The sequence below is a fragment of the Pantoea sp. AN62 genome (genome assembly GCF_050432985.1).
In the GTDB taxonomy this organism is placed as follows: Bacteria; Pseudomonadota; Gammaproteobacteria; order Enterobacterales; family Enterobacteriaceae; genus Pantoea; species Pantoea brenneri.
The window spans coordinates 46,195-69,734 of record NZ_JBNPYB010000007.1; the positions used below are offsets into that span (position 1 = coordinate 46,195).

The following is a 23,540-nucleotide window of genomic DNA, read 5'->3' on the forward strand; positions in this document are numbered from 1 at the left end:
GTGGAGGATCACATTGTGGCGCAAACCATTTTTATGCCCCTGTCAGCCGTGCTATGCAATGCGCTGAGCATTTAAGGGAATCGCCACCATGCATGATAAACGTTATCGCATTACCTTGTTGTTTAACGCTAACAAGGTGTATGACCGTCAGGTTGTTGAGGGCGTCGGGGAATATCTACAGGCGTCGCAAACCGACTGGGACATTTTCATTGAGGAGGACTTCCGCTGCCGCATCGACAATATTCGGGAGTGGCTGGGCGACGGCGTGATCGCCGATTACGACGATCGCTCAATCGAAACCCTGCTGTCGAATGTGCCGGTGCCGATCGTCGGCGTTGGCGGCTCATATCACCGACAGGAGGATTATCCGCCGGTGCATTACATCGCCACCGATAATGCCGCGCTGGTGGAGCGGGCGTTTATGCATCTCAAAGAGAAAGGCATCAACCGCTTTGCCTTTTACGGTTTGCCGGCTTCAAGCGGCAAGCGCTGGGCGCAGGAACGGGAACAGGCATTTCGTCAGCTGGTGATGCGGGAGCGCTATCAGGGGGTGGTCTATCAGGGCATGGAGACCGCGCCGGAAAACTGGCAGCACGCTCAGAACCGGCTCGCCGACTGGCTGCAGACGCTGCCACCGCAAACCGGCATTATCGCCGTCACCGACTCACGGGCGCGCCATCTGCTGCAGGCCTGTGAGCATCTGAAAATTCCGGTGCCGGAAAAGCTGGCGGTTATCGGCATTGATAACGAAGAGCTGACGCGCTATCTGTCGCGCGTCGCGCTCTCATCGGTGGCGCAGGGCTCGCGGCAAATGGGTTACCAGGCGGCCAAACTGCTGCACCGCCTGCTGGATAAGCAGCCGCTACCGCTTCAGCGCATCCTGGTGCCGCCGGTCAAAGTGATCGCCCGTCGCTCTACCGACTTCCGTTCGCTGCGCGATCCTGCCGTCATTCAGGCGATGCATTACATCCGCTTTAACGCCTGTAAGGGCATTAAGGTGGAGCAGGTGCTGGATGCCATCGGCCTGTCACGATCCAATCTGGAAAAACGGTTTCGCGATGAAACCGGCGACACCATTCATGCGATGATCCACCGTGAAAAGCTGGAAAAAGCCCGCGAACTGCTGGCATCGTCGTCACTCAATATCAATGAAATCTCGCAGATGTGCGGTTATCCGTCCCTGCAGTATTTCTATTCGGTCTTCAGGAAAGGGTACGACACCACGCCGAAAGAGTATCGCCAGCTTTATGGTGAAAACGTGTTGTAGCCGTGGGGCCAGGCCGGTCCAGGTGATACTGGCCGACCGCTCGCCTCTAAATCCTATCGTTCATAAAAGCGGCGGGATGGAAATTATATTTCATCCGCCGGACAAAACCGACTCATCGGACCAAAGTCAGGCCAGCCGCCGACAGGGTGAATGGCATGGAATACTCATTATAACCTTATAAATCATCGGATTAATAAGCAACTTTTCCCCTCTCATCCTGTAGGCGTTTTTACGCCTCCCCCAGGCTTTCAGGCTGCTGTCAGCGGAAAAAATGTCGCTCGGCCAGCCCGCTGCCGTTGAGAAAAAACGGGCTCAGGCAGCATATTGCTGTTTATTATCCTGATTAATAACCCTTTTTATGATGGTTTTACCTCAGCGCCTCCACAAAATTTTCGAACCCCGCTCACATTTCCGAAAGAATTAATCCAAATTATCTGATTTAGAAAATATATTTCACTGGTGCTTGATCGCTGAAGCCCGTAAACCTCTGACAACTATGCCCCCTCTTTCTGAACCGTTTCGGTTCAGGCAGTAGAGAACAGGAGCCTGAAAAATGGAAACCCGGCAAAAACGCTACAACATGAAATATGTCATGCTCTGTTGCACCGTCGCCGCCTTTGGCGGTCTGCTGATGGGCTATGACTCGTCGATTATCTCCGGCGCCATCGAACCGCTCAGTGACTATTTTCAGCTCACCCCGGCAGAAACCGGCTGGGCGGTATCAAACATCCTGCTGGGCAGCCTGGTCGGCTGTTTTATTGCGCCAAAGCTCAGTGATAAATTCGGCCGCAAAAAATCGCTCGCGATTACTGCGCTGCTGTTTACCGCCTCGGTGGTTGGTACCGCAATCGCCCATAACTTTTTCACCTTTGTCGCGTTCCGTATCCTGGGCGGCCTGGCGATTGGTCTGGCGTCAGTGATCTCGCCGATTTATCTGGCGGAGCTGTCGCCGTCGAAATTTCGCGGCCGGACCAGCGCGCTCTACGCTGTCTGCTGCGTTGGTGGTCAATCGGTGGTGCTGCTGACTAACTATTTCATCAACAAATCGATGTTGCCCGAGGCGATGGTGGATATCGGCTGGCGTTACATTCTGGCTACCGCGCTGGTGCCCTGTGCGCTGTTCATCTTTTTCATTGCCTTTATCCCGGAATCACCACGCTGGAACGTGCTGAAAGGCAAAGATAAAGAAGCGCTGGATACCCTGAGCAAAATCTCTAACCCGGCGCACGCCGAGAGCGTATTCAATGAGATTAAGCACTCGTTTTCTGATGAAGCCGCCAGCCGCCATAAAGCCCGCTTCCGTCTGAATAAAACCACGCTGCCGCTGTTGATCATCGGTATTGGTCTGGCAGTCGGTAATCAGATCAGCGGCATCAACGTGATTCAGTATTTCGGCCCGACGCTGCTGAAAAATGTCTCCGGCAGCACCGATTCGGCGCTACTACAGACTTTCTGGCTGTCAGTCTGCCAGTTTGTCGGCGTGCTGATGGGGATGGCGCTGATCGATAAGGTCGGACGGCGTAAGCTATTGCTGCTGGGGGCGATCACCTCTGCCATTTTCCTCGCCTATACCTTTATCGCGTTCTATTACCGCCTGCCGGGTCTGCTGGCGGTGGTGGGATTGTTTGCCTATATGGTGTTCTTTGGTATGACCTGGGGACAGATTGTCTGGACCGTGCTGGGCGAGCTGTTTCCCACGGAAATCCGATCAATCTGCGTCGGCATCTCAATCTGTGCCATGTCGGTGGCGAACTTTATTATCAGCACCACCTTTCCGATTCTCAACAGCAACACCGTGCTGCTGGAGATGTTCCACGGCGGCTTCCCGCTGCTGCTGTTCGCGCTGTTTTCGCTCGGCATGTACTTCTTCACCTTCCGCTACCTGCCGGAAACGGCCGGAATGCCGCTGGAGAAAATCCACGCACGCGTACTGGAGAAGTTTAATATCGACCCACGCGAAGCGGACGAGACGGTTAGCGTGCCGGTAAGTGACGTCCGATCATAAAAAGGCAGCACTCGCTGCCTTATCTGGCGGGTTAACCGACCCGCTGTTCGGTCTGCTCAATCACCGCCAGCGCCAGCCCATTGGCCGGATCGATGCGGTTTTCAAGGAAAAGCAGCTGGGTATGGGCGGCGGTAAAGGCGAGGGCGCTGGCCTGGGTGGTATCGCGCACCGCCTTGCAAAAGGCCTGGCTGGCGCTCCACGGACAATCGATCATGATGGTCGCCGGATTGAGCAGCAGCATGATCTGACTCAGCGCCGCACCCAGATAGCTACCAGCCTGCGCCATCACCTCATCCACTATTCGCGGTGCGCTGTCGCGGTTCTGCCAGCTCAGGCCGGGCTGGCGCTGCGCCAGCTGCTGTTGCACTGCCGGCTGGCTGATTAACGCCTCAAGGCAGCCCCGTCGGCCGCAGCTGCAGCGCGGGCCGTCAGGCTGAACGGTCAGGTGGCCCGCCTCACCGGCAGTCCAGCTGTGTCCGGTAAAAACTTCGCCGTGCTGCACCTGCGCCCCACCAATCCCCTCTGAGATGCGCAGATAAAAGTGGCCGCTGTCGACGGAGAGCCCGCGCTGCTGTACTGCCAGCAGCGCAGCGGCCTTTACGTTGTTCATGATGCGGATCGGTAGCCGTACCTGCTTCCGCAGCGCGGTCAGCAGATCCACATCCTGCCAGTCGAGGTGTGATGAGAGATGCATCCAGCCGCGCCGGGGATCAACGATGCCGGGAAAGCCGAGGCCTATCCCCAGCAAATCGGGGTAGCGCTCGGCCAGCTCACGACACAGCATCGACAGCTCAGCCAGCAGCCGGGTCGGATTTTCAGTGTCGGTACGCAGCGTCTGTTCGGCCAGTACCTGAGAAAAGTAGTCGCAGACCCGCCAGTGAATCACATTGCGTTCCACCATTACGCCTGCGCTCTTCAGCTTCTCCGGGCGCAGGGTAATCTCGATTTTAGGGCGTCCTGCTGCTGCCACGCTGACCGGTCCCAGCTCCTCAATTAACTCCTGCTCCAGCAAATCATCAATGATCAGTGAGACGGTATTTTTGCTGAGCGATAAGGTCTGGGCCAGATCCTGGCGCGAGGTGATGCGCAGTTTTCGCAACTGCGTCATGACCCGCTTTTGGTTGTTAAGTCGCAGTAACGCGGGACCTTTTCCGTTCGCTTTCATGGCGAATTCACCCACCAGAGGAGAAAGAATTCAGTGTATCAGCCCGTACGTATTCGTCATCCCACACTTTTGCGTACTATTTCACACAACCAGGCGAGATCCGGCCGATCGGTCGGCGTCTGAGCGGCTTAACTCAGGGTTTTATGCCGCCAGACCGCTTCCGGCGATGCCGAACGATCCTGATTAAGCGCGCTCAGCAGCATATCGACCTGTGGGCTGACGGGCGAGCGACGCAGCCAGCCGAGCAGGGTAAACAGCAACAGCGAGGACAATACCGGTGCCGCCACCTGAGTTGCCAGGCTGGCATCGTCAATCACAAACCGCACGAAGAAGAAGGTCCCGACGCCTGCCGCCCAACTGACCAGCGCTGCGGTGCTGCCAGATCGACGGAAAGCGGGCAGCAAACCCAGCAGCATCGGGATCGATATCGGCCCGACCAGCCCGCCAAACCAGATAACCAGTAGCGACAATACGCCGCCGAACCGGCTGGCATTCAGGGCAATCACCAGAGTGGTGATAATAAACAGGAAGGTGGTGCAGCGTGCCACCCGCAGCGAACTCTGGCCGCGAGGAAAGGCACGCGGCCAGATGGTGGGCAGAATATCGCGGGTCACCACCGCCGTAATGGCGTTGGCGTCAGACGAGGTCATTGAGAGGGTATGGGTGAACATCGCAACCAGCATCAGCCCGATCAGCCCGTCAGGCAGTAACTGCATCGCCATCAGCGACCAGGCGCGTGACGGGTCGGCCAGATTGGGAAACAGCAGCGGTGCAGCCCACATCGGCCAGAACAGCACCAGCGGCCAGATCAGGTAGAGGGCAGCAGAGAGCAGTGCCGCCTTGCGCGCTTCGCGTCCGTCCGGTGCGGCAATAAACCGCTGCGCCAGGTTCCAGGTTCCGCCGTTGTAGCTCAGGGTGTAGATCAGCAGGTAGGCAAAGGTAAAGCCAGTGGTGTAAGGTCCCTGCACAATCTGAAGGTGGCTGGCCGGTAGCCGATCCCAGATAGTCAACAGCGCGCCGATGCCGCCGAGCTGGAGTCCAACCGCCACCAGCATCACAATGGCGGCGACAAACTGCACGATGAACTGACCAAAATCGTTGCAGGCATCGGCCCACAGTCCGCCGATCACGCTGTAAAACAGACTTAATCCGCCTGCAATGCAGATGCCGAACAGCGGGTCGAGACCGGTGAAGACGTTGATAATCACCGCGATGGCGGCCCATTTGGCCCCGACATCTACCGTTTTCAGCAGCACGCCGCTGCACGCCAGTACCATCTGGGTCGGCAGGTTATAGCGGGTCAGCAGATACTCGGTGGGGGATTCAATCTGCATGTAACGACGCAGCCTGGCCCAGCGCGGGGCAAACAGCGAGGAGCCGATCAATACCGCCAGCGAAATAGGCAGCGCCCACCAGAACCAGATCGTAATGCCCATGTTGTAAGCCACCGCGCCGTAGGCAACAAAAACCGCGGCGCTGTAGCCAGACATATGATGGGAAACGCCGGAGAGCCACCAGGGCATCCGGCCACCGGCAGTAAAGAAGTCACGGGTATTGCCGACCCTGCGCATCGCCCACAGCGTGATCAGCACAATCATCAGCGCGTAGAGCGCTATTACAGCGTAATCGAGCAGGCTCATGGCTGACTCCACCGGGTCACTCGCCTGGCCGGCAATCCGGCGGCGCAGCGCGGAAGGCAGACCAACAGCAGGGTGACTGAAAACGAATCGATCCGGCGGCGTTACGCAGGCTAAGCGCAGAGGTGACGCTCAGCCGTGTGGGTAGTCCGGCGGGCAATACAGCAGGCTGCCCGCCGCAGCGGGCAGGGTATTAATATTCGTCGCCACGCACCCGGCTGCGATAACTTTCCCAGTCGAAGCGCACCCACAGGCTGTTGCCGAGGCGCATCCGGTCCATGACGCGTTCGCCAAGCAGGGTGTTCATCTCATTGGGATTAAGGTTGGTTAACATGCCGGTTGGGCGCTTCGACGAGGAGCGGCGATCGACAATCTGGTTGATGATCACTTTTTCGTAGCGGGATTCGCTCTGCATGCCGATCTCATCAATCACCAGCAGGTCAACGCTGCTGAGATCCTGAAGCAGTCGCTCTTCAGTAATGCCGCTGCTGCCGCTGAAGGTGCCCTTCATGCTCGACATCAGATCGGCGACCGTCACAATCAGCACGCTTTTACCGCGCAGGATCAGGTCGTTGCCAATTGCGGCTGCCAGATGATTTTTACCGGTGCCGGGGCGGCCCGAAAAGACAAAGCTGGCGATGCTACCCTCGAATTCGGCCGCATACTGTCGCGCTTGTTCCAGTGCCTTACGCTGGCCTTCATTTTCGACACGGTAGTTGTCGAAAGAACAGTTAATATGCAGTTCGCGAATACCGGATCGGCCCATAATGCGCTGCATTTTCATTGCGCGATTCTCACGCACAATGGCTTCAGAGCGCAAACGGCCTTGTTCCTGGTTCCAGGCCAAAAGTTCTTCACCATTAGTGAACTTTGGTCGGGTACCTGCGGGCATCATTCTTTTCAGGCGACTAAAGAGATCGTTTGGCGTTTTCATTATTCACCTCGGAAACCATCAGGAATATCGTAGTCAGTACTGCTGATTTGAGTGATATCGCGCTTCGGTTGCCCGCCGTTGGCGGCACGGTTCATCTGGATGCTTCGCGCCAGCTTTTGTTGCCACTGAACATGGTGAAACAGCCGGCCCTCTGCCTGCCAGTAGGCGACAAAAGCGGCCAGCTCGCTGGCAGTCACCGGTTCACTGAGCGCCACGCCCCAGATGGCGGCCTGGCGGGTAAAATCCGCGTCTGGCTGCCAGCCAGCATACATCGCGAACTTACCAACCGGCGCAGAGATTGCCGCAGGCGCATCGTCATACAGGCTGTCATCCAGCGCCACATCATTTGGCTGTCGGGCAGCGGCTTCCAGCGCCAGTAACTGCGCCAGACGCGCCGGGGTGATGGCGTACATCACCGGCGCGTAATCCTCTAATACCGCCAGCGTACCGTTTTCCGCCTGTTGCAGCGCGGTCAGCGGGTCCTGACGGAAGGCATCCAGGCCAATGAGCGTTGAAGTTAAGATTTTGACTGACATGAAAAGACCTGAGGTTAACGAACACCTTGCGCCGGGGCAGTACCGCCGACGCAGAAGTGTTTATTGTACCTTTTTTAACGTTGCGGATCGCTCAAAAAGCGCGACCATTATGAGTGAGAGGTCACCGGGGAGGTTGCATGACGGGCAGAGGCGGGTTGGGTCGCACTGACGGCAACGGCAACCGGGCGGGTTTGCCATAAATAGCGCACCGAGGCCAGCCAGCACAGGCCGTAACCCAGCAGTTCGGTTCCCTCTTCCGCCATGTTTTTAACCACACGGTTATAATCGCCCAGCATCAGGTGCTGCCACAGCGAATGAATGCCAAACAGGCGGGAAAAGACCAGCACCACCAGAAAGCCGGAGGCCATCACCGGCCAGCTACGGTGCTGCACCAGTCTGGCCAGCGCGTGCAGGGTTTTGTTCGGCGTCCGCAGCGCGACCGCAAGGCATCCGGCAGTTACCGCCAGCGCGAACCAGATCCAGCTGCCGTGCTGGATGGTATCAAACACAAAGTCGAGTTCGCGGATCAGCATGCAGCTATAGAAGCCCGCCACTAAGGTCAGCGCACCACGCTGCGCCGGACGGCGCTGAGCGGCAATAAAGAACAGGGCGGCAATCACCGCCAGCATGATTTCCTGGGTGGTTTCAGTAAAAGAGGTTTCGTGCAGCGCATCATTCATCCAGGCCACATCAATATAGATGGGCAATATCATCAGAGCGAGAAAGAGTGCTGCCAGTATGAAGACCGTTATTTCACGGCCAATAATTGTCAAATCGTTGCGCATAGTGTTACCAGTATAATGATTAGCGGACTCATTATATTTTAAACGCTCAACGCCCTTTCTCTTTTTATGCCCCGCTCAGAAGCTGGCGCTGATGCCGAGGCTATACAGCAACGGCTCATCACCATTCAGCGCACTGTTTTGTGAAAACGAAGCGAAAGCCGCCAGATTACTGTTCAGCGGCAGTTGCGCGCTGACGCTGAGATCGATTCCGCTCTCCTGACGGGTCCCGATCACCGCATCGCGCCGATCGTTTTGTGGCGATTCCGCCAGTGGATGGCTGTAGCTCAGCTGGGCCCACGGCGTAATCCATCCCTGCTGCATATCGACACGCCAGCCGACGCTGGCAATCTGTTCACGGCTCTGCTGATCGCTGTAATCGCACTGCAGACAGTTCATCTGCGGCGGATCGACCGCATATTGCGCCACGGGACCGGTAGTGAAGGATTCGCCAACCGGCAGATCGACCCCGGCGCGATAGCGTTTTCCGAGCGGCGTGCTGCCGACGATGCCGGTTTCACTGTGCAACTCTACCGGCAGGGCTGCCGGAGAATTGAGCGCAGCCTCGAACAGAGCGCGATTTTCGTCACTGAAGTCGAGCGAGGTGCGGGAGATCTTCTCTGCCAGAATGGTGTTGTAGTCGGGCGGCGGGGTGATGATCGCGGGCGCAGCAAAGTCGCCGCCCCAGGCAAAGGTCGGTTGCGTCAACAGTAACAGTCCTGCACTGCACCAGCCGCGTATCCGATAGCGCTGGTCTCTCCACCCACTTTTCTGCAACATACGATCTCCAGTCGGGGCTGAAGTTATTCCCGGGGAAACTGGATTAACCACCGGTTTGCGATCTTGTTTTACCCGTCGTTATATAACCCATCGTCGTATAGCCGTTAGTTGTTCAACTATTAACCGATTGTTTCTAAGATCAAGCGGCCCGATAAAATATTTCCGCGATAAGGAATCAGATAATGCAACGATGTGGCTGGGTGACCCAGGATCCCCTCTATCTGGCATACCACGATACCGAATGGGGCGTGGCGCAAACCGACAAGCGCGCGCTGTTTGAGATGCTCTGCCTGGAAGGGCAGCAAGCGGGATTATCCTGGATCACGGTATTGAAAAAGCGACAGAATTACCGTGCGGCGTTTCACCATTTTGATCCACAGGCGATTGCCTTAATGGATCAGCAGGCGATTGAGGCGCTGATGCATAACAGCGGCATTATTCGCCATTCAGGCAAAATCGCCGCGATCATCGCGAATGCGCGCGCGTTTCTGGCGATGGAAGCCCAAGGGGAAGATTTTGCCCGCTTCGTCTGGCAATTTGTCGATAATGCGCAAATTGTCCATCATCATCCCGACTATAAGCTGGCACCCACCACCTCAGCGCACGCCATTGCGCTCTCTAAGGCGCTTAAGCAGCGTGGTTTTAAATTCATCGGCCCGACAATCTGTTATTCGTTTATGCAGGCCTGCGGGCTGATAAACGATCATCAGACCAGCTGTTTTTGCCATCCTGACAATCTTTAAGCACGATTCCTGACAAATTAAGACTTTCCCTCACCCCTTTCCTCACTTTTACGCGGCATAATCGTGCCGCTTATGGGGACAGTTTTCCCCTGTGTGTCGAACGTAAGGGAACAAAAATGCAGAAGAAATTAGTCGCGATTACCTTGTTATTAAGCGGAAGCCTGGCCCTGTCTGGCTGTACCACCAATCCTTACACCGGCGAATCGCAGGCGGGTAAGTCAGGCGTGGGTGCCGGTCTGGGTGCCTTAGTGGGTGCCGGCGTGGGCGTGCTCTCCTCATCGAAGAAAGATCGCGGTAAAGGCGCGTTGATTGGCGCAGCCGGCGGTGCAGCGCTGGGTGGCGGTGTCGGTTACTACATGGACGTGCAGGAAGCGAAGCTGCGCGACAAGATGCGCGGTACCGGCGTCAGCGTGACCCGTGAAGGCGATAACATCGTCCTCAACATGCCGAATAACGTGACGTTCGACTCCAACAGCAGTAACCTGAAGCCAGCGGGGGCGAATACCCTGACGGGCGTTTCGATGGTGCTAAAAGAGTATCCAAAAACAGCGGTAAACGTGGTGGGTTATACCGACAGCACCGGAACGCGCGCACTGAATATGCGTCTGTCACAGCAGCGCGCCGACAGTGTCGCCAGCGCGCTGATTGTGCAGGGCGTCGCCAGCAATCGTCTGCGGACTCAGGGCGCAGGCCCGGATAATCCGGTCGCCAGCAACAGTACCGAAGCCGGAAAAGCGCAAAACCGTCGGGTTGAAATTACCCTCAGCCCGCTCGGTTAATGGGTGTCGCCCCCGCTCGGGGGCGCATTCATCCCGCTGACATTTTCTGTAAATATCAGCGTTAAAGGTTCCAGTAACGCATCTGCTGATAGAGCCACTTCAGGCTTTATGTTAGCCTGATCAAAATTTGATCAGTGAGTCATCTCTTATGTCACTTAAAGCAATTGCAGCGGCATTAGGACTTTCTGTCACCACGGTCAGCCGCGCGCTCAATGGTTACGAAGATGTCGCGCAGGAAACCCGTAAACGGATTGAAGAAGAAGCGCAGCGTCGCGGTTACCGGCCCAATGCTGCTGCCCGCCGTCTGAAAACCGGGCGTGCTAACGCGGTAGGTCTGGTTTATCCGGTCAGCGCGCCGCCGCTGAGCGACGGTCACTTCAGTGAGATGCTGCTGGCGCTGGATCAGCGTCTTGCCCACCATGAAATCGACCTGCTGTTGCTGGCGGATAAGCCGCACAGCCAGCCGCTGTTAACCCGTCTGCTGCGCAGCCGCGCGGTCGATGCCATCATCGTCACCCACATCACCCCGCAGGACCGGCGACTGGCGTATCTGCTTCAGACCGATTTTCGTTTTCTGGCGCTGGGCCGCAGCGAACTGCCACAGGATTACGCCTGGTTTGATGTCGACCACGCGGCCGGTTCGCAACTGGCGGTCGCCTATTGCCTGTCACAGGGCAGAGAGAAAATTGCCTGGCTCGGCAGCAACGAAAACAGCACCCGGATTCGCGATCGTCGCCAGGGCTATCTGGATGCGCTGGGCACCCTTGCGCCTTATGCGCAGGCCGCGATGCCCGCTTCGCGCCGCGCCGGCTACCAGCAGACCTGTGCCTGGCTGGCAGAGGAAAACCCGCCCGATGCGATTATCACCGACTGTGGCCCGCTGGCAGAAGGGGCGATGGTGGCGCTGCAACAGGCTGGCCGGGCGACGGGCAACCACGCTATTTCGCTGATCGGCTGGGATGGACTGCCGCGCGATGCGATTCTCGATCATCCCATTATCACCATACGACAGGCGGCGCAGCATCAGGTCGGCGAGCAGCTGGCAGAGATGGTGTTACAGCTGCTGAAAGGCACGTCGCCGCAGCAATTACAGACGTTGTGGCAGCCGTGGCTGCAATTACCGCCGTAGCGTCGGGGCTTTTTGCGACTGGACGCGGCTGTGCTAGTCTCTGCCTGGTTTCTACTTTTGCAGGATATTTCATGAAAATCAGGCCGCCTCGCGCCACCATTAGCGATGTTGCTCACGCGGCACGAACCGGAAAAACCAGCGTTTCACGCTACCTCAATGGTGAGCTGCATCTTCTTTCAGCCGATCTCAAAGCCCGGATTGAGCAGGCTATTGCCGATCTCAGCTATCGGCCAAGCCAGATGGCGCGCGGCCTGAAGCGCGGCCGCACCCGCCTGATAGGGCTGATCATCGCCGACATCACCAATCCCTATTCAGTTGACGTGATGAGTGGCATTGAAGCCGCCTGCCGCGAGCAGGGCTTCACCCTGCTGATGTGTAACACCAACAACGAAGTGGACCTCGAACAGCACTATCTGCAACTGCTGAGCAGCTATCAGGTGGAAGGCATTGTGGTGAATGCGGTGGGAATGCGCGAAGAGGTGCTGAGCCATCTGCAACAATCTTTGCTGCCAATGGTGCTGATTGACCGAAAAATCCCGGATTTTCCCTGCGACGTGGTCGGGCTGAATAATGCCGAAGCGGCGGAGACGGCGACGCGTCATCTGGTCGATAACGGTTACGACGCGCTGCTGTTTCTGAGTGAGCCGCTGGGCAGCGTCAACACCCGACGTGAGCGTTTGCAGGCTTTCCGCCAGGTACTGACGGCTTATCCGCAGGTGCAGCATGAGAATGCGGAGCTGGCGCTGCATCAGCCCGCCGCGCTTGATCAGGCGCTGCGCGCCTTTCATCAACGTCACGCAGGCAAACGCAGCGCGGTAATGGTGGCCAACGGCGCGCTGACGTTGCAGGTGGCGCGATCGCTGCAGCGGATCAATCTGCACTGGGGCAGCGATATCGGCCTGCTTGGCTTCGATGAGCTGGAGTGGGCCGCGCTGGCGGGCGTCGGGATCACCACGCTGAAACAGCCCACCTGGCAGATCGGTTACAGCGCGCTGCAACGAGTGATTGCGCGTATCGAAAGCAGCGATCTACCGGTCGCCGAACAGGTCTTCTCTGGCGAACTGATTGTTCGCGGTTCCAGCCAGCCTCTGCGCTAATTTTCAGACTTTTACTCATCCCCTGCGTGCTCGCTTCGTGAGCACGATCATAAATTCATGGTTTGCTGCTTTGCTTTGGAACCGGTTCCATCTAGGGTTTTTAAAGAACTTAAGGCGAAAGCCTCGATGGAGCACAACATGAAGCCAGACATTATCGTGGTCACCGCCGCTTACGGCCATTCGCAGATCGCCGCGCTCGGCGGTCAGACGGCACTGCTGCCGATCATTCAGCAGGCGGGTGCTGACGGCGTTGAAATCCGTCGTGAACTGTGTGATCAGGCCACGCTGGCCGATCTGCCTGCCCTGGCCGCCGCGGTGGCGCAGCATCAGCTGCACGCCAGTTATTCGGTGCCGGATACGCTGTTTTGTGACGACGGTGACGTAAATCCGCGCATAACTCACTACTTTGAAGAAGCACGCCAGTTAAACGCACAGCGTCTCAAGCTGGCGCTGGGTCACTTCACCGGCACGCTTCCGGCGTCGTTGTCGTCACTGCTGGCTGACCAGCCACTGTCGCTGACGGTGGAAAACGATCAGACCGAGCACGGCAAGCTCGCCGCCAGCGTGCAGTTTTTCGCTGCGGTCCGCGCAGCCGGACTGCCGATCAGCATGACGTTTGATATGGGTAACTGGTGCTGGACCGGCGAAGATGCCGCCCGGGCCGCGCAACAGCTGGCGGCGCAGGTCGGTTATATCCACGTGAAAGCAGCGATCCCGCATCACGACAGCTACCGGGCAATCGCGCTGGATGAAGCCGATGACGGCTGGCGCGCCCTGCTGCAACAGCTGCCCGCTACGGCTCCGCGTGGGATTGAGTTTCCGCTGGAAGGCGAGGACCTGACTGCGGTCACGCGCCATTATGTGTCGCTGCTGCGCAACGTTTAAGGAGTGAAGATGACTACGCATCACAACGGTACGCTTGATGTTGTCACTATCGGGGAAGCGATGGCGATGTTTATCGCCCGTGAAACCGGCGACCTGGCCGCCGCGGAAACCTTTGTTAAACGCGCGGCAGGTGCGGAACTGAATGTGGCGACTGGCCTGGCGCGTCTCGGCCTTAAAACAGGCTGGGTCAGCCGCGTCGGGGATGACGCCTTTGGCCGCTTTATCTGCCAACAGCTGGAGAAAGAGGGGATTGATCATCGCCAGGTGACGGTGGATAACCGTTATCCGACCGGTTTCCAGCTTAAATCCAAAGTGGATGATGGCTCCGATCCGCTGGTGGAGTATTTCCGTAAAGGCTCGGCCGCCAGCCATCTGTCGGTAGACGATTTCGACGCGGACTACTTTGGCTCGGCACGCCATCTGCATCTGAGCGGCGTGGCGGCTGCGCTCTCCGACAGTTCGCTGGCGCTGCTGAAACATGCGGCAAAAGAGATGCGTGCGCGCGGCAAAACCATTTCGTTCGACCCTAACCTGCGGCCGGTGCTGTGGCGCAGCGAAGAGGAGATGCGTACTCAGCTTAATCTGCTGGCAGAGTACGCCGACTGGGTGCTGCCTGGCGAGAAAGAGGGACTGATTCTGACCGGTTATCGTCAACCGGAAGCGATTGCCGACTTCTACCTCGATAAAGGGGTGAAAGCGGTGGTGATTAAAACCGGCTGTGACGGTGCCTGGTATAAAACCGCCAGCGGCGAAAAAGGTCAGGTTGCCGCGATTAAAGTCGATAACGTGGTGGACACCGTGGGCGCTGGCGACGGATTTGCCGTTGGCGTGATCAGTGCGCTGCTGGAAGGTCTGAGCCTGCCGCAGGCGATTCAGCGCGGCAACAAAATTGGTTCGATGGCGATTCAGGTGATTGGCGACAGCGAAGGTCTGCCGACGCGTCAGCAACTCGGCGACGCGTAGCCCGCGCCTCACATATTGACACAGGAGTTCTCGATGAAAACGCAGACAATCGCGCCAAAACGCTGGTGGTTCATCATGCCCATCGTGTTTATCACCTACAGCCTGGCCTATCTTGACCGTGCTAATTTTAGCTTTGCTTCGGCGGCGGGGATAAACGACGATCTCGGCATTACCAAAGGTATGTCCTCTCTGCTGGGTGCCCTGTTCTTCCTCGGCTACTTCTTCTTCCAGATCCCTGGGGCGATCTACGCCGAACGCCGCAGCGTCAAGAAACTGATTTTCTGGTGCCTGATTCTGTGGGGCGGCTGCGCCTCGCTGACCGGCATCGTCAGCAATATTCCGATGCTGGCGGCGATCCGCTTTATCCTCGGGGTAGTTGAAGCTGCGGTGATGCCAGCCATGCTGATCTACATCAGTAACTGGTTCACCAAATCGGAACGGTCACGCGCTAACACCTTCCTGATCCTCGGTAACCCGGTGACGGTGCTGTGGATGTCGGTGGTGTCAGGCTATCTGATCGAATCCTTCGGCTGGCGTGAAATGTTCATTTTCGAAGGGATTCCGGCCGTTGTCTGGGCCATCGCCTGGTGGTTTATGGTGCAGGACAAACCGGCACAGGCGCGCTGGATGAGTGATGCAGAGAAAGCCGCACTGCAGGCGGAACTGCAAAAAGAGCAGGACAATATCAAAGCGGTGCGTAACTACAGTGAAGCGTTCCGTAATCGCAATGTGATTATTCTTTGCCTGCAATATTTTGCCTGGAGCATTGGCGTTTACGGCTTCGTGCTGTGGCTGCCATCGATTCTGCGTAACGGTACCCAGATGGGAATGGTTGAAGCTGGCTGGCTGTCAGCGGTGCCGTATCTGGCGGCAACCATTGCGATGGTGGTGGTCTCGTGGGCCTCTGATAAGACGCAAAACCGTAAGCTGTTTGTCTGGCCACTGCTGCTGATCGGCGCGCTGGCGTTCCTCGGTTCTTATCTGGTGGGATCGGGCAACTTCTGGCTCTCCTACACCCTGTTAGTGATTGCCGGTGCAGCGATGTACGCCCCTTACGGCCCGTTCTTCGCCATTATTCCTGAGATGCTGCCGCGCAATGTTTCCGGCGGGGCGATGGCGCTGATCAACAGTATGGGCGCGCTCGGCTCGTTTATCGGATCGTGGATTGTCGGCTATCTTAATGGTGCGACCGGCAGCCCGTCCGCGTCTTACATCTTTATGGGATCGGCGCTGCTGGTGTCGGTGTGGCTGACGCTGATTGTTAAACCGGCGCAGAACAAGACGACGCCGCCGCTGCACGGGGCGAAACACGCCTGAAAGCGTAAGCCCAGACGTTAGCCCTCATTTTCCGGGCGGCCTGAGCGCCGCCCGTCACTTATTTAATGACCGGGAGCCACCGAATGAAACCCGCTGTGATTCTGTATAAAAAACTGCCCGACGATTTGCGCGCGCGCCTGGCGGCGCATGCCGAAGTGACTGAAATCAGCGATCTGTCACCTGCCAGCCAGCAGCAACACGCTGCGGCGCTGGCCCAGGCCGAAGGCCTGCTGGGATCAGGCGGTAAAGTGAATGGCGAACTGCTGGCGAAAATGCCAAAACTGCGCGCCTGCTCCAGCGTCTCGGTCGGTTATGACAATTTTGACGTCGAGGCGCTGAATCAGCGTCACGTGGTACTGATGCACACCCCGACCGTGCTGACGGAAACCGTCGCCGATACCATCATGGCGCTGGTGCTGAGCACCGCGCGTCGGGTGCCGGAACTGGACGCCTGGGTAAAAGCGGGCAACTGGCAGAAGAGCATCGGTCCGGAGCGTTTTGGCATCGACGTGCACCATAAAACGCTGGGTATCCTCGGTATGGGCCGCATCGGCATGGCGCTGGCCCAGCGCGCCCACTTTGGCTTTGGCATGAAAATCCTCTACAACGCCCGCCGCGAGCATCAGGAAGCGCAGACGCGGTTTGGCGCAGAGCGCTGCGAACTGGAGACGCTGCTGAAGCAGAGCGACTTTGTCTGCATCAGCCTGCCGCTGACTGAACAGACCCATCATCTGATCGGGGCAGAGCAAATCGCTCTGATGAAGCCGGAAGCGGTGCTGATCAACGCTGGTCGCGGACCGGTGGTGGATGAAAACGCGCTGATCGCTGCTCTGCAGGCGGGAAAACTGCACGCCGCCGGGCTGGATGTGTTCGAGAAAGAGCCGCTGCCGGCCGATTCTCCGCTGCTGTCGCTGCCCAACGTGGTGACGCTGCCGCACATCGGTTCCGCGACTCACGAAACCCGCTACGGCATGATGCTGGATGCCGTGGATAATCTGATCGCTGCGCTCAGCGGTAAGGTCGATAAAAACTGTGTTAACCCGCAGGCGCTGAAGTAATCCCTGCGCCTTCCCATTGCGCCCGCCGGTGGCGGGCGTTATGGTGGACCCCCGATTCGTTATCACAAATTTTTAACCGCTATGTCCTTTTCTCAGTTCGGCGACAAATTTACCCAACATTCCGGCATCTCACGGCTGATGGAAGATATGGGCGCAGGCTTGCGTACGCCCGGCACCATCATGCTGGGTGGCGGCAATCCGGCGCAAATCCCGGCCATGAACGACTACTTTCAGCAACTGCTGCAGCAGATGCACGAGGAAGGCAAGCTCAGCGAGGCACTCTGCAATTACGATGGCCCGCGTGGCAAAGCGACACTGCTGGAGGCGCTGGCAGAACTGCTGCGTGACCAGCTGGGCTGGCCGATCGGCGCGCAGAATATTGCGCTGACCAACGGCAGCCAGAGCGCCTTCTTCTATCTGTTTAACCTGTTTGCCGGCCGCCGGGCCGACGGCAGCAAAAAGCGCGTGCTGTTCCCGCTGGCACCGGAGTATCTCGGCTATGCCGATGCCGGGCTGGAAGAGGGCATGTTTGTCTCGGCCAAACCGAACATTGAACTGCTGCCGGCCGGCCAGTTCAAATATCACGTCGATTTCGAACATCTGCCAATGAAAGAGGATATCGGGCTGATCTGCGTGTCGCGTCCGACCAATCCGACCGGCAACGTGATCACCGACGATGAGCTGCTGCAGCTGGATGCGCTGGCGCAGCAGCACGACGTCCCGCTGTTGATCGACAACGCCTACGGCGTGCCGTTTCCCGGCATTATCTTCAGCGAGGTCCGCCCGCTGTGGAATCCCAACATTATTCTCTGCATGAGTCTGTCGAAGCTTGGCCTGCCGGGCGCACGCTGCGGCATTATTATCGCCGATGAGAAAACGATTGGGGCGCTGAGCAACATGAACGGCATCATCAGCCTGGCGCCCGGCAGCATTGGCCCGGCGATTGCCGGTGAGATGATCCGCCGTGGCGATCTGTTGCGCCTGTCAGAAGAGGTGATAAAGCCGTTTTATCAGCACAAGGTGCAGCAGACCATCGCTATCCTGCGTCGCTATCTGTCGGAGGAGCGCTGCCTGATCCACAAACCGGAAGGGGCCATTTTCCTCTGGCTGTGGTTCCGCGATCTGCCGATCAGCACCGAGACGCTCTATCAGCGGCTCAAAGCGCGCGGCGTACTGATGGTGCCGGGCCACTTTTTCTTTCCGGGACTGGAACATGAATGGCCGCACACCCATCAATGCATGCGTATGAACTACGTGCCGGATGCGGAGAACATCGAGCGGGCGGTGCAGATTCTGGCCGAAGAGATTGAGACCGCCTGGCGCGACGCCTAATCCTGCGGCCCGGTTAATGACAGCTGGCACCACTGCGCCAGCTGTCGTATCGCCTGTTCAACCTCGTCATTCCAGCCGAAACCGGCATTGAGCCGGAAACAGTGGTCATAGCGCTGATCGGTGGCAAAAATATGGCCGGGCGCAATGCCAATGCCTGCATTCCGCGCTTTCAGAAACAGTGAGCGCACGTTCAGCGCCTGCGCAGGCATCTCCACCCATAACACATAGCCGCCTTCCGGATCTGAAACCCGGGTTCCCGGCGGAAATTCCCGCAGTACCGACTGACGCATGGCGCTGATTTGCCGCGCCAGCTCGCGCCGCAGTTTGCGCAGATGCGCGTCATAACCCCCGCTGCGAAGCAGCTCAGCGACCGCCGCCTGCGACAACACCGAGGTGCCCATGGTCGAGGTATATTTCAGCGAGGCGATTTTGCGCATGTAGTTGACGCTGTGGACCCAGCCGATGCGGATGCCGGGGGCCACCGTTTTGGAGAAGCCACTGCACAGAATGGCATTCGGGCTGAAGGCGCGCATCGGGAAAGGGCGGCGCTCACCAAAGGCGGTATCGCCAAAAATATCGTCCTCAATGATCACCACATCGTTTTCATCTGCCTGCCGTGCAATATAGGCTTTCTGCTCGTTAGGAATGCTTTTCCCCAGCGGATTATTGATGTTGCACAGAGTCAGAAATACCCGCACCGCCTTGCGCTGAAACAGCCCGGTGAGCTTCGCCACATTCACATAGCCTTCCGGCCCGGCCTCAACCTCGATCACCCGCAGATTGAGGTTGTGCAGCATTTGCAGCAGCACGAAATAGCAGGGCGACTCGACCGCCACCACGTCGCCAGGCTGGGTGGTGGCGCGCAGCGACAGAGAGATAGCTTCGATACAGCCGTTGGTGATCAGGATATTGTCGGTGCTGATATTGCAGCCGTAATCGACCGCCCGGCGGGCAATTTCGACTTTTAACGGCGCATAGCCGGTGCCTTTCACCGTGTTGCCCAGCAGGGCAGGCTTGCTGTAGCCCATCTGGCGCATCAGCAAGCCGAGCTTCTTCACCGGATAGAGCGCGCTGTCGCCGTTCGCCAGATCGAGACGCACCCGGCAGTCCGAACCGAGCATCGCCAGATGCAGCTCAGTCTGTTCGTCGAGCGGGGCGATGGCACGTGGCTGTTCGCTGACGGCGGGCAGCTGTCGCGGGCGATGCCGTTGCGGCGCCACAAAAAAGCCCGACTTAGGCCGGGCGACGGCGTAGCGCTCATCCTCCAGCGTACGTAATGTTTTCAGAGCGGTAGTGAGGCTGACGTTATACTGCGTCGCCAGGGTACGCACCGACGGCAGACGACTGTCGGGTGCCAGCGTACCGGCATGAATCGCCTGCTTGATCTGTTCGGCTATCTGGCGGTAACGACTGCTCTGACTCTCCTGTTCTCCGACAACATCGGCCATCTGTACCACCCCATATCGCGCTGATCTGTGCATATTCAACAGAGTACATTCAAAGTACTTTAGCCTGCATCTCTTAATTATTCATGACGCTAAACGGACCTGTCGCCCTGGCGATTGCGCGTCTGAGAGGTGTGCCGATCGTCATCGTCATCCGCGCGGGCCGCCGGTTGCGACATCAGGCGTTCAGGCGGTTGAGTGATTCTATTCGCGTAAGGAAAAAGTGAAAAATGAATAATCTGTCCACCATGATGAAGGAGATTCAGGGCTACCTTTCGCCGGCCATCATCGACTCTGCACAACGCTGTTCTGACCGTCTGCTGGCGGCGTTACCCGATCGGCAGCAGCTGGAAAATAACCGTGTTCTGCTCGCCTATGGCGGCGGGAAAGACAGCAGCTATATGGTGGCCTATGTCCGCTATATCCAGGGCATCATCTGGCAGCAGCGCGGTGCCACCTTTCGCCTGCGCGTCAGCACCAATCGTCATGCGGCGATGAACGACAGCGTGATGGAGAACATCAACCGGGTTTATCAATCGCTGGCGATGCATGACGATCCGCTGGCTGAATGTCTGGTGGTGGATGGGTTACAGATTCGTCCTTTCGCCCGGCATCTGCCGATGCCGGAGGCGGTGCGGCAGCAGAATCGCAACGATGTGCTGATGAATGGCCACCGGTTTCGCGCCGATGCGCGCTCGACCTTCTGTAACGCCTGCAACCTCAGCATGGTCAACTCATTTGGTCTGGCGGCGGATTACGACGGTGGCGTGGATGTGATCATCACCGGCGACTCGCCGCAGGAGCAGGCAGCCTATGTTGCCTGGGCGCGCCATCTGTCGCGGCTGTTCGACGCGCCGGTGGCGGATAAAAGCCGCGGCTTTAGCGGTTTCCTGCAGACGCTGGATGGCGTCGCCGAACGCTATTTCACCGATATCAACGGTGCCGATCAGCTGACGCCTGCGCACCGCATTACCCATCAGTTAGCGCGCGATCCGCTGTTTTTCAATATCTATCAGGACACCGCCTATGAAGCGGGCGCGCACTGGGCGCTGCTCAGCGAGTTTATGCGCTTCCGTTTCGATGAGCTGATGTTCAGCTTCTCTGAGTCAGACTGCGGCAATCCGACCTTAATGGCTCATCTGCGCGGGCTGCGGGCGGAAACCCTGCTGCAGCGCAACTACGCCGAAGGGATCCGTGAATATGTGCGCTTTGCACTCGGCTTAATGGTGAAGAAGGATTTCCCGCCGCAGCTGATCGACGAAATGGCGGCGCGGTATCAGGATGACGCGGCGATCCAGCGTCAGCGCCAGCGGGCGGCGACGTTCGCTGTCGAGGCGTTCGATCTCAGTGAAGATCAGCTGATCTGCATGATTTACTCGCCGTTCCTCGCCCACGGGCAACAGCTTAACCACTGGCTGACCCGGCAGCAGATTGCGCTGGATGAGGCGGCGATCCGCGATCTCCTTGACCAGCGCAGTGAAGCTAACGCGCTGGCGCAGCAGTTAACTCAGCTTTCCGGCATGACGCTGACGCAGATGCGTCACTGCTGGCAGAGCAACCCGGTCAGTTCGCTGCTGGACGGCAAAAGCGCCGATCCGCTGTCGCGCGTGCTGCGTTTTGATCCCCATAAAGCGGTGATTCAGGTTAACCACGGTGAGCTGAACGACACCGTGACTGAAGTCATTTCCGGGCGTTAGTCCGGTAAGGCGAGGCGATGAAAAAGATTTTTCTGCAGATTGGCGCGACCCGTGACGGACACAATCCCTACTGTGCGGTGGCGAAGCGCGACGGCTACTTTACCGTGCTGGCTGAGATGGGCGACTTTGTTGATTACCAGTCGCTGAGCCTGACGCTGCCCTTTGATCTGATCGTTCGCCTTGATCGACCAGAAAACCCGTGGGAGGTGATCCAGGCTTATCTGCACGCCGGTCTGCTGTCGCATCCACAGGTGGTGCTGGCCGGTTTTGAAGCCTACAACGCCAGCGCCGGACGGGTACGGGAAATGCTGGCCGGACCCGATGCGCCTGCCGCGTTTATCCCGCTGGATAAATATGCCCAGCGCATGGCGCTGAAAAAAGCCTGGCCCGCCTTTCCACAGCCGGAGTTCCGCTTCTTCGCCTCGCCGCTCAGCATTCTGGATGCGAAAGAGGCGCTGCTCTATCCCTGCGTGGTGAAACCGGTGGATGGCGGCGGCGGGCTGGGGATCTGGCTGATTGAACGGGCCGATCAGCTGTGCCAGGTGGTGAACAAGCTGGTACAGACGATGAATTACGGCGGCCGCGGCTTCAGCGGTTTCATTGTCGAGAGCGGATTATCGGGTGAGGAATTTTCGTTGCAGGGCGTGGTGCATCAGGGACATCCGCAGGCGCTGACCTGCTGCCAGAAAGTGATTGAGCAGCATCGTGATGCTGAGGGCTGCGTCAGCTTTTACGAGTCGGGACATGTGGCGCTGGCGGCGGCCGCGCTGCCTTCTTCATTCACCAGCCTGATGGCGTTTTGCTGCGAAACTTTTGGCTATCGTCAGGGCGCTTTCCATATCGATTTCATCCTGGTGAACGGCATTCCGCATTTTCTGGAGATGGGCTTTCGCCTGTCAGGCATGGGCGTGACAACGCTGGTGCAGGAAGCCACCGGCATCGACTGGGCAGATGTGACTTTTGGCCTGGAGGCGGGCGCGGTGCTGCCGGCATTTGCCTTCACCGCGCCGCGCGCGGTAGGCCAGCTACGGTTGCGGCAACCGGCACAGCTGCAGGCGGCCGAGCGCTGGATCGATCAGCATCAGCAGGGTCAGCTGATGCCGACGCTGCGGCTGCCGACGCTGCAGGTTTCACCGCGATCGTCTTTGTATGCCGATCTGACCCGCCATGCCGGGATTCTGGCGACTTTTTGCCTGAGCGCAGCGGCGCGTGAACCGATTCTGGCGGCCTTTCATCAGGTGATCGCCGCGCAGCCCGCGGCGGCAGGGAGAAACACAGTATGTGCAGAATGATTCTGGCGCATGGCCGGTTCGACAGCGCCGCCATTCTGGAGGCCGCGCGCGCCATGAGCTGTGGCGAGAGCGCCGACCACGACGGGCCGATCAAACAGCATCCCAACGGCTGGGGCTGTCTGTGGCTGGAGAACGGCGAGATCCGCACCCTGCATGGCACCGGCGCGTTTGCCGACGCGCTGCCGGGCATTGATGTTGATCGGCTGCGCAGCCGCTTTCTGGCGGTACACGTGCGCCACGCCACCCTGAGTAAAAATCACGGGCTGGAGTTTTCGCATCCGCTGTGGCGCAACAGCGCGGGACATCGCTGGTACATGATGCACAACGGTTTTCTGCCCACCATCTATCGTCAGCTCGGCCTGACTGAATCGCGCTTCGATTCGGAAGAGTATCTGCACTATCTGGTCGATCAGATCACCCCGGCTGATTTCACCCGTGACTATCTGCGGGAAAAAATGGCCCAGGTTGCGCCAGGCGGCAGCGCAGGTAATGCGATTTTTGTCACCCGCGATAAGGCCTGGGCGTGGCAGTGGCATCCGCACGACACGCCGTATCCCGACTACTTTACGATGCATTTTCGGCAACAGGACGATTGTACCCTGATCGCGTCTGAACCGGTGGCAATACCAGGCAGCGCCGGCAACTGGCGGCGAATGAACAATCATGAACTCTATGAAATACCGTTTAGGGAGTGAGA

Annotated in this window: 21 protein-coding genes; 14 read left to right on the top strand and 7 right to left on the bottom strand. The window is 58.2% G+C overall.

Features of this window, described 5'->3' with window-relative positions; all coding sequences use genetic code 11:
• Positions 1-88 precede the first annotated feature (88 nt).
• Together xylR and FHW04_RS09975 are read left to right on the top strand one after the other, a co-directional pair.
• Positions 89-1,267: a D-xylose utilization transcriptional activator XylR gene (gene xylR, locus FHW04_RS09970; RefSeq protein ID WP_031376153.1), complete on the top strand. Its 1,179-nt coding sequence runs from the start codon at positions 89-91 to the stop codon at positions 1,265-1,267.
• A 553-nt stretch (positions 1,268-1,820) separates the two neighbouring features.
• Positions 1,821-3,272: a sugar porter family MFS transporter gene (locus tag FHW04_RS09975; protein WP_031376152.1), complete on the top strand. Its 1,452-nt coding sequence runs from the start codon at positions 1,821-1,823 to the stop codon at positions 3,270-3,272.
• 31 nt (positions 3,273-3,303) lie between these two features.
• On the opposite strand, the gene FHW04_RS09980 is transcribed toward FHW04_RS09975, so the two are convergent.
• From FHW04_RS09980 to FHW04_RS10005, 6 genes are all read right to left on the bottom strand, one after another.
• Positions 3,304-4,437: an ROK family protein gene (locus tag FHW04_RS09980; RefSeq protein ID WP_089561647.1), complete on the bottom strand. Its 1,134-nt coding sequence runs from the start codon at positions 4,435-4,437 to the stop codon at positions 3,304-3,306.
• 128 nt (positions 4,438-4,565) lie between these two features.
• A complete protein-coding gene (locus FHW04_RS09985) occupies positions 4,566-6,077 on the bottom strand; it encodes a sodium:solute symporter family protein (protein ID WP_089561646.1) in 1,512 nt (503 codons plus the stop codon).
• A 190-nt stretch (positions 6,078-6,267) separates the two neighbouring features.
• The gene (gene dnaC, locus FHW04_RS09990; RefSeq protein WP_031376149.1) at positions 6,268-7,008 is read right to left on the bottom strand and encodes a DNA replication protein DnaC; all 741 of its coding nucleotides are present in this window, start codon (positions 7,006-7,008) and stop codon (positions 6,268-6,270) included.
• Positions 7,008-7,544 carry a primosomal protein DnaT gene (gene dnaT / locus FHW04_RS09995; protein WP_031376148.1) on the bottom strand — a complete coding sequence of 179 codons (537 nt, stop codon included), beginning with the start codon at positions 7,542-7,544 and terminating at the stop codon, positions 7,008-7,010. The genes dnaC and dnaT overlap by 1 nt, the downstream gene beginning before the upstream one ends.
• Positions 7,545-7,651: 107 nt before the next feature.
• Positions 7,652-8,329: a hypothetical protein gene (locus tag FHW04_RS10000; protein WP_089561645.1), complete on the bottom strand. Its 678-nt coding sequence runs from the start codon at positions 8,327-8,329 to the stop codon at positions 7,652-7,654.
• Between the two features lie 75 nt (positions 8,330-8,404).
• Positions 8,405-9,034: an autotransporter gene (locus FHW04_RS10005; protein WP_227021944.1), complete on the bottom strand. Its 630-nt coding sequence runs from the start codon at positions 9,032-9,034 to the stop codon at positions 8,405-8,407.
• A 254-nt stretch (positions 9,035-9,288) separates the two neighbouring features.
• Here FHW04_RS10005 and FHW04_RS10010 point away from each other — a divergent pair, with 254 nt between their 5' ends.
• The 9 genes from FHW04_RS10010 (at position 9,289) to FHW04_RS10050 (ending at position 18,409) form a co-directional block, all read left to right on the top strand.
• Positions 9,289-9,849, top strand: coding sequence for a DNA-3-methyladenine glycosylase I (locus FHW04_RS10010; RefSeq protein ID WP_089561643.1), 561 nt, complete (start codon positions 9,289-9,291; stop codon positions 9,847-9,849).
• A gap of 116 nt (positions 9,850-9,965) precedes the next feature.
• Positions 9,966-10,628 (top strand): OmpA family lipoprotein, encoded by a 663-nt coding sequence (locus tag FHW04_RS10015; RefSeq protein WP_069728646.1) that lies wholly within the window; start codon positions 9,966-9,968, stop codon positions 10,626-10,628.
• A gap of 148 nt (positions 10,629-10,776) precedes the next feature.
• Positions 10,777-11,757 carry a LacI family DNA-binding transcriptional regulator gene (locus FHW04_RS10020; protein WP_089561642.1) on the top strand — a complete coding sequence of 327 codons (981 nt, stop codon included), beginning with the start codon at positions 10,777-10,779 and terminating at the stop codon, positions 11,755-11,757.
• Positions 11,758-11,828: 71 nt separating this feature from the next.
• The gene (locus tag FHW04_RS10025) at positions 11,829-12,854 is read left to right on the top strand and encodes a LacI family DNA-binding transcriptional regulator (protein ID WP_089561641.1); all 1,026 of its coding nucleotides are present in this window, start codon (positions 11,829-11,831) and stop codon (positions 12,852-12,854) included.
• Positions 12,855-12,992: 138 nt separating this feature from the next.
• A complete protein-coding gene (locus FHW04_RS10030) occupies positions 12,993-13,739 on the top strand; it encodes a xylose isomerase (RefSeq protein WP_089561640.1) in 747 nt (248 codons plus the stop codon).
• A gap of 9 nt (positions 13,740-13,748) precedes the next feature.
• Positions 13,749-14,702, top strand: a complete 954-nt coding sequence (locus FHW04_RS10035) for a sugar kinase (RefSeq protein WP_031376140.1) — start codon at positions 13,749-13,751, stop codon at positions 14,700-14,702.
• Positions 14,703-14,735: 33 nt separating this feature from the next.
• A complete protein-coding gene (locus FHW04_RS10040) occupies positions 14,736-16,019 on the top strand; it encodes an MFS transporter (RefSeq protein WP_031376139.1) in 1,284 nt (427 codons plus the stop codon).
• 83 nt (positions 16,020-16,102) lie between these two features.
• Positions 16,103-17,077 carry a glyoxylate/hydroxypyruvate reductase GhrB gene (gene ghrB, locus FHW04_RS10045; protein WP_031376138.1) on the top strand — a complete coding sequence of 325 codons (975 nt, stop codon included), beginning with the start codon at positions 16,103-16,105 and terminating at the stop codon, positions 17,075-17,077.
• An 81-nt stretch (positions 17,078-17,158) separates the two neighbouring features.
• Complete coding sequence (locus FHW04_RS10050) at positions 17,159-18,409, top strand: valine--pyruvate transaminase (protein ID WP_031376137.1); 1,251 nt, start codon at positions 17,159-17,161, stop codon at positions 18,407-18,409.
• Here FHW04_RS10050 and FHW04_RS10055 read toward each other — a convergent pair.
• Positions 18,406-19,857, bottom strand: coding sequence for a PLP-dependent aminotransferase family protein (locus tag FHW04_RS10055; protein WP_089561639.1), 1,452 nt, complete (start codon positions 19,855-19,857; stop codon positions 18,406-18,408). The two genes, FHW04_RS10050 and FHW04_RS10055, sit on opposite strands and share 4 nt — an antisense overlap.
• A gap of 227 nt (positions 19,858-20,084) precedes the next feature.
• Here FHW04_RS10055 and FHW04_RS10060 point away from each other — a divergent pair, with 227 nt between their 5' ends.
• Genes FHW04_RS10060 through FHW04_RS10070 form a run of 3 tightly spaced genes read left to right on the top strand, consistent with a single transcriptional unit; the run spans position 20,085 to position 23,538 of the window.
• Positions 20,085-21,551, top strand: coding sequence for a hypothetical protein (locus FHW04_RS10060; protein ID WP_089561638.1), 1,467 nt, complete (start codon positions 20,085-20,087; stop codon positions 21,549-21,551).
• Positions 21,552-21,568: 17 nt separating this feature from the next.
• Complete coding sequence (locus FHW04_RS10065; protein WP_089561637.1) at positions 21,569-22,843, top strand: ATP-grasp domain-containing protein; 1,275 nt, start codon at positions 21,569-21,571, stop codon at positions 22,841-22,843.
• Positions 22,831-23,538: a class II glutamine amidotransferase gene (locus tag FHW04_RS10070; RefSeq protein ID WP_031376133.1), complete on the top strand. Its 708-nt coding sequence runs from the start codon at positions 22,831-22,833 to the stop codon at positions 23,536-23,538. The genes FHW04_RS10065 and FHW04_RS10070 overlap by 13 nt, the downstream gene beginning before the upstream one ends.
• Positions 23,539-23,540 lie beyond the last annotated feature (2 nt).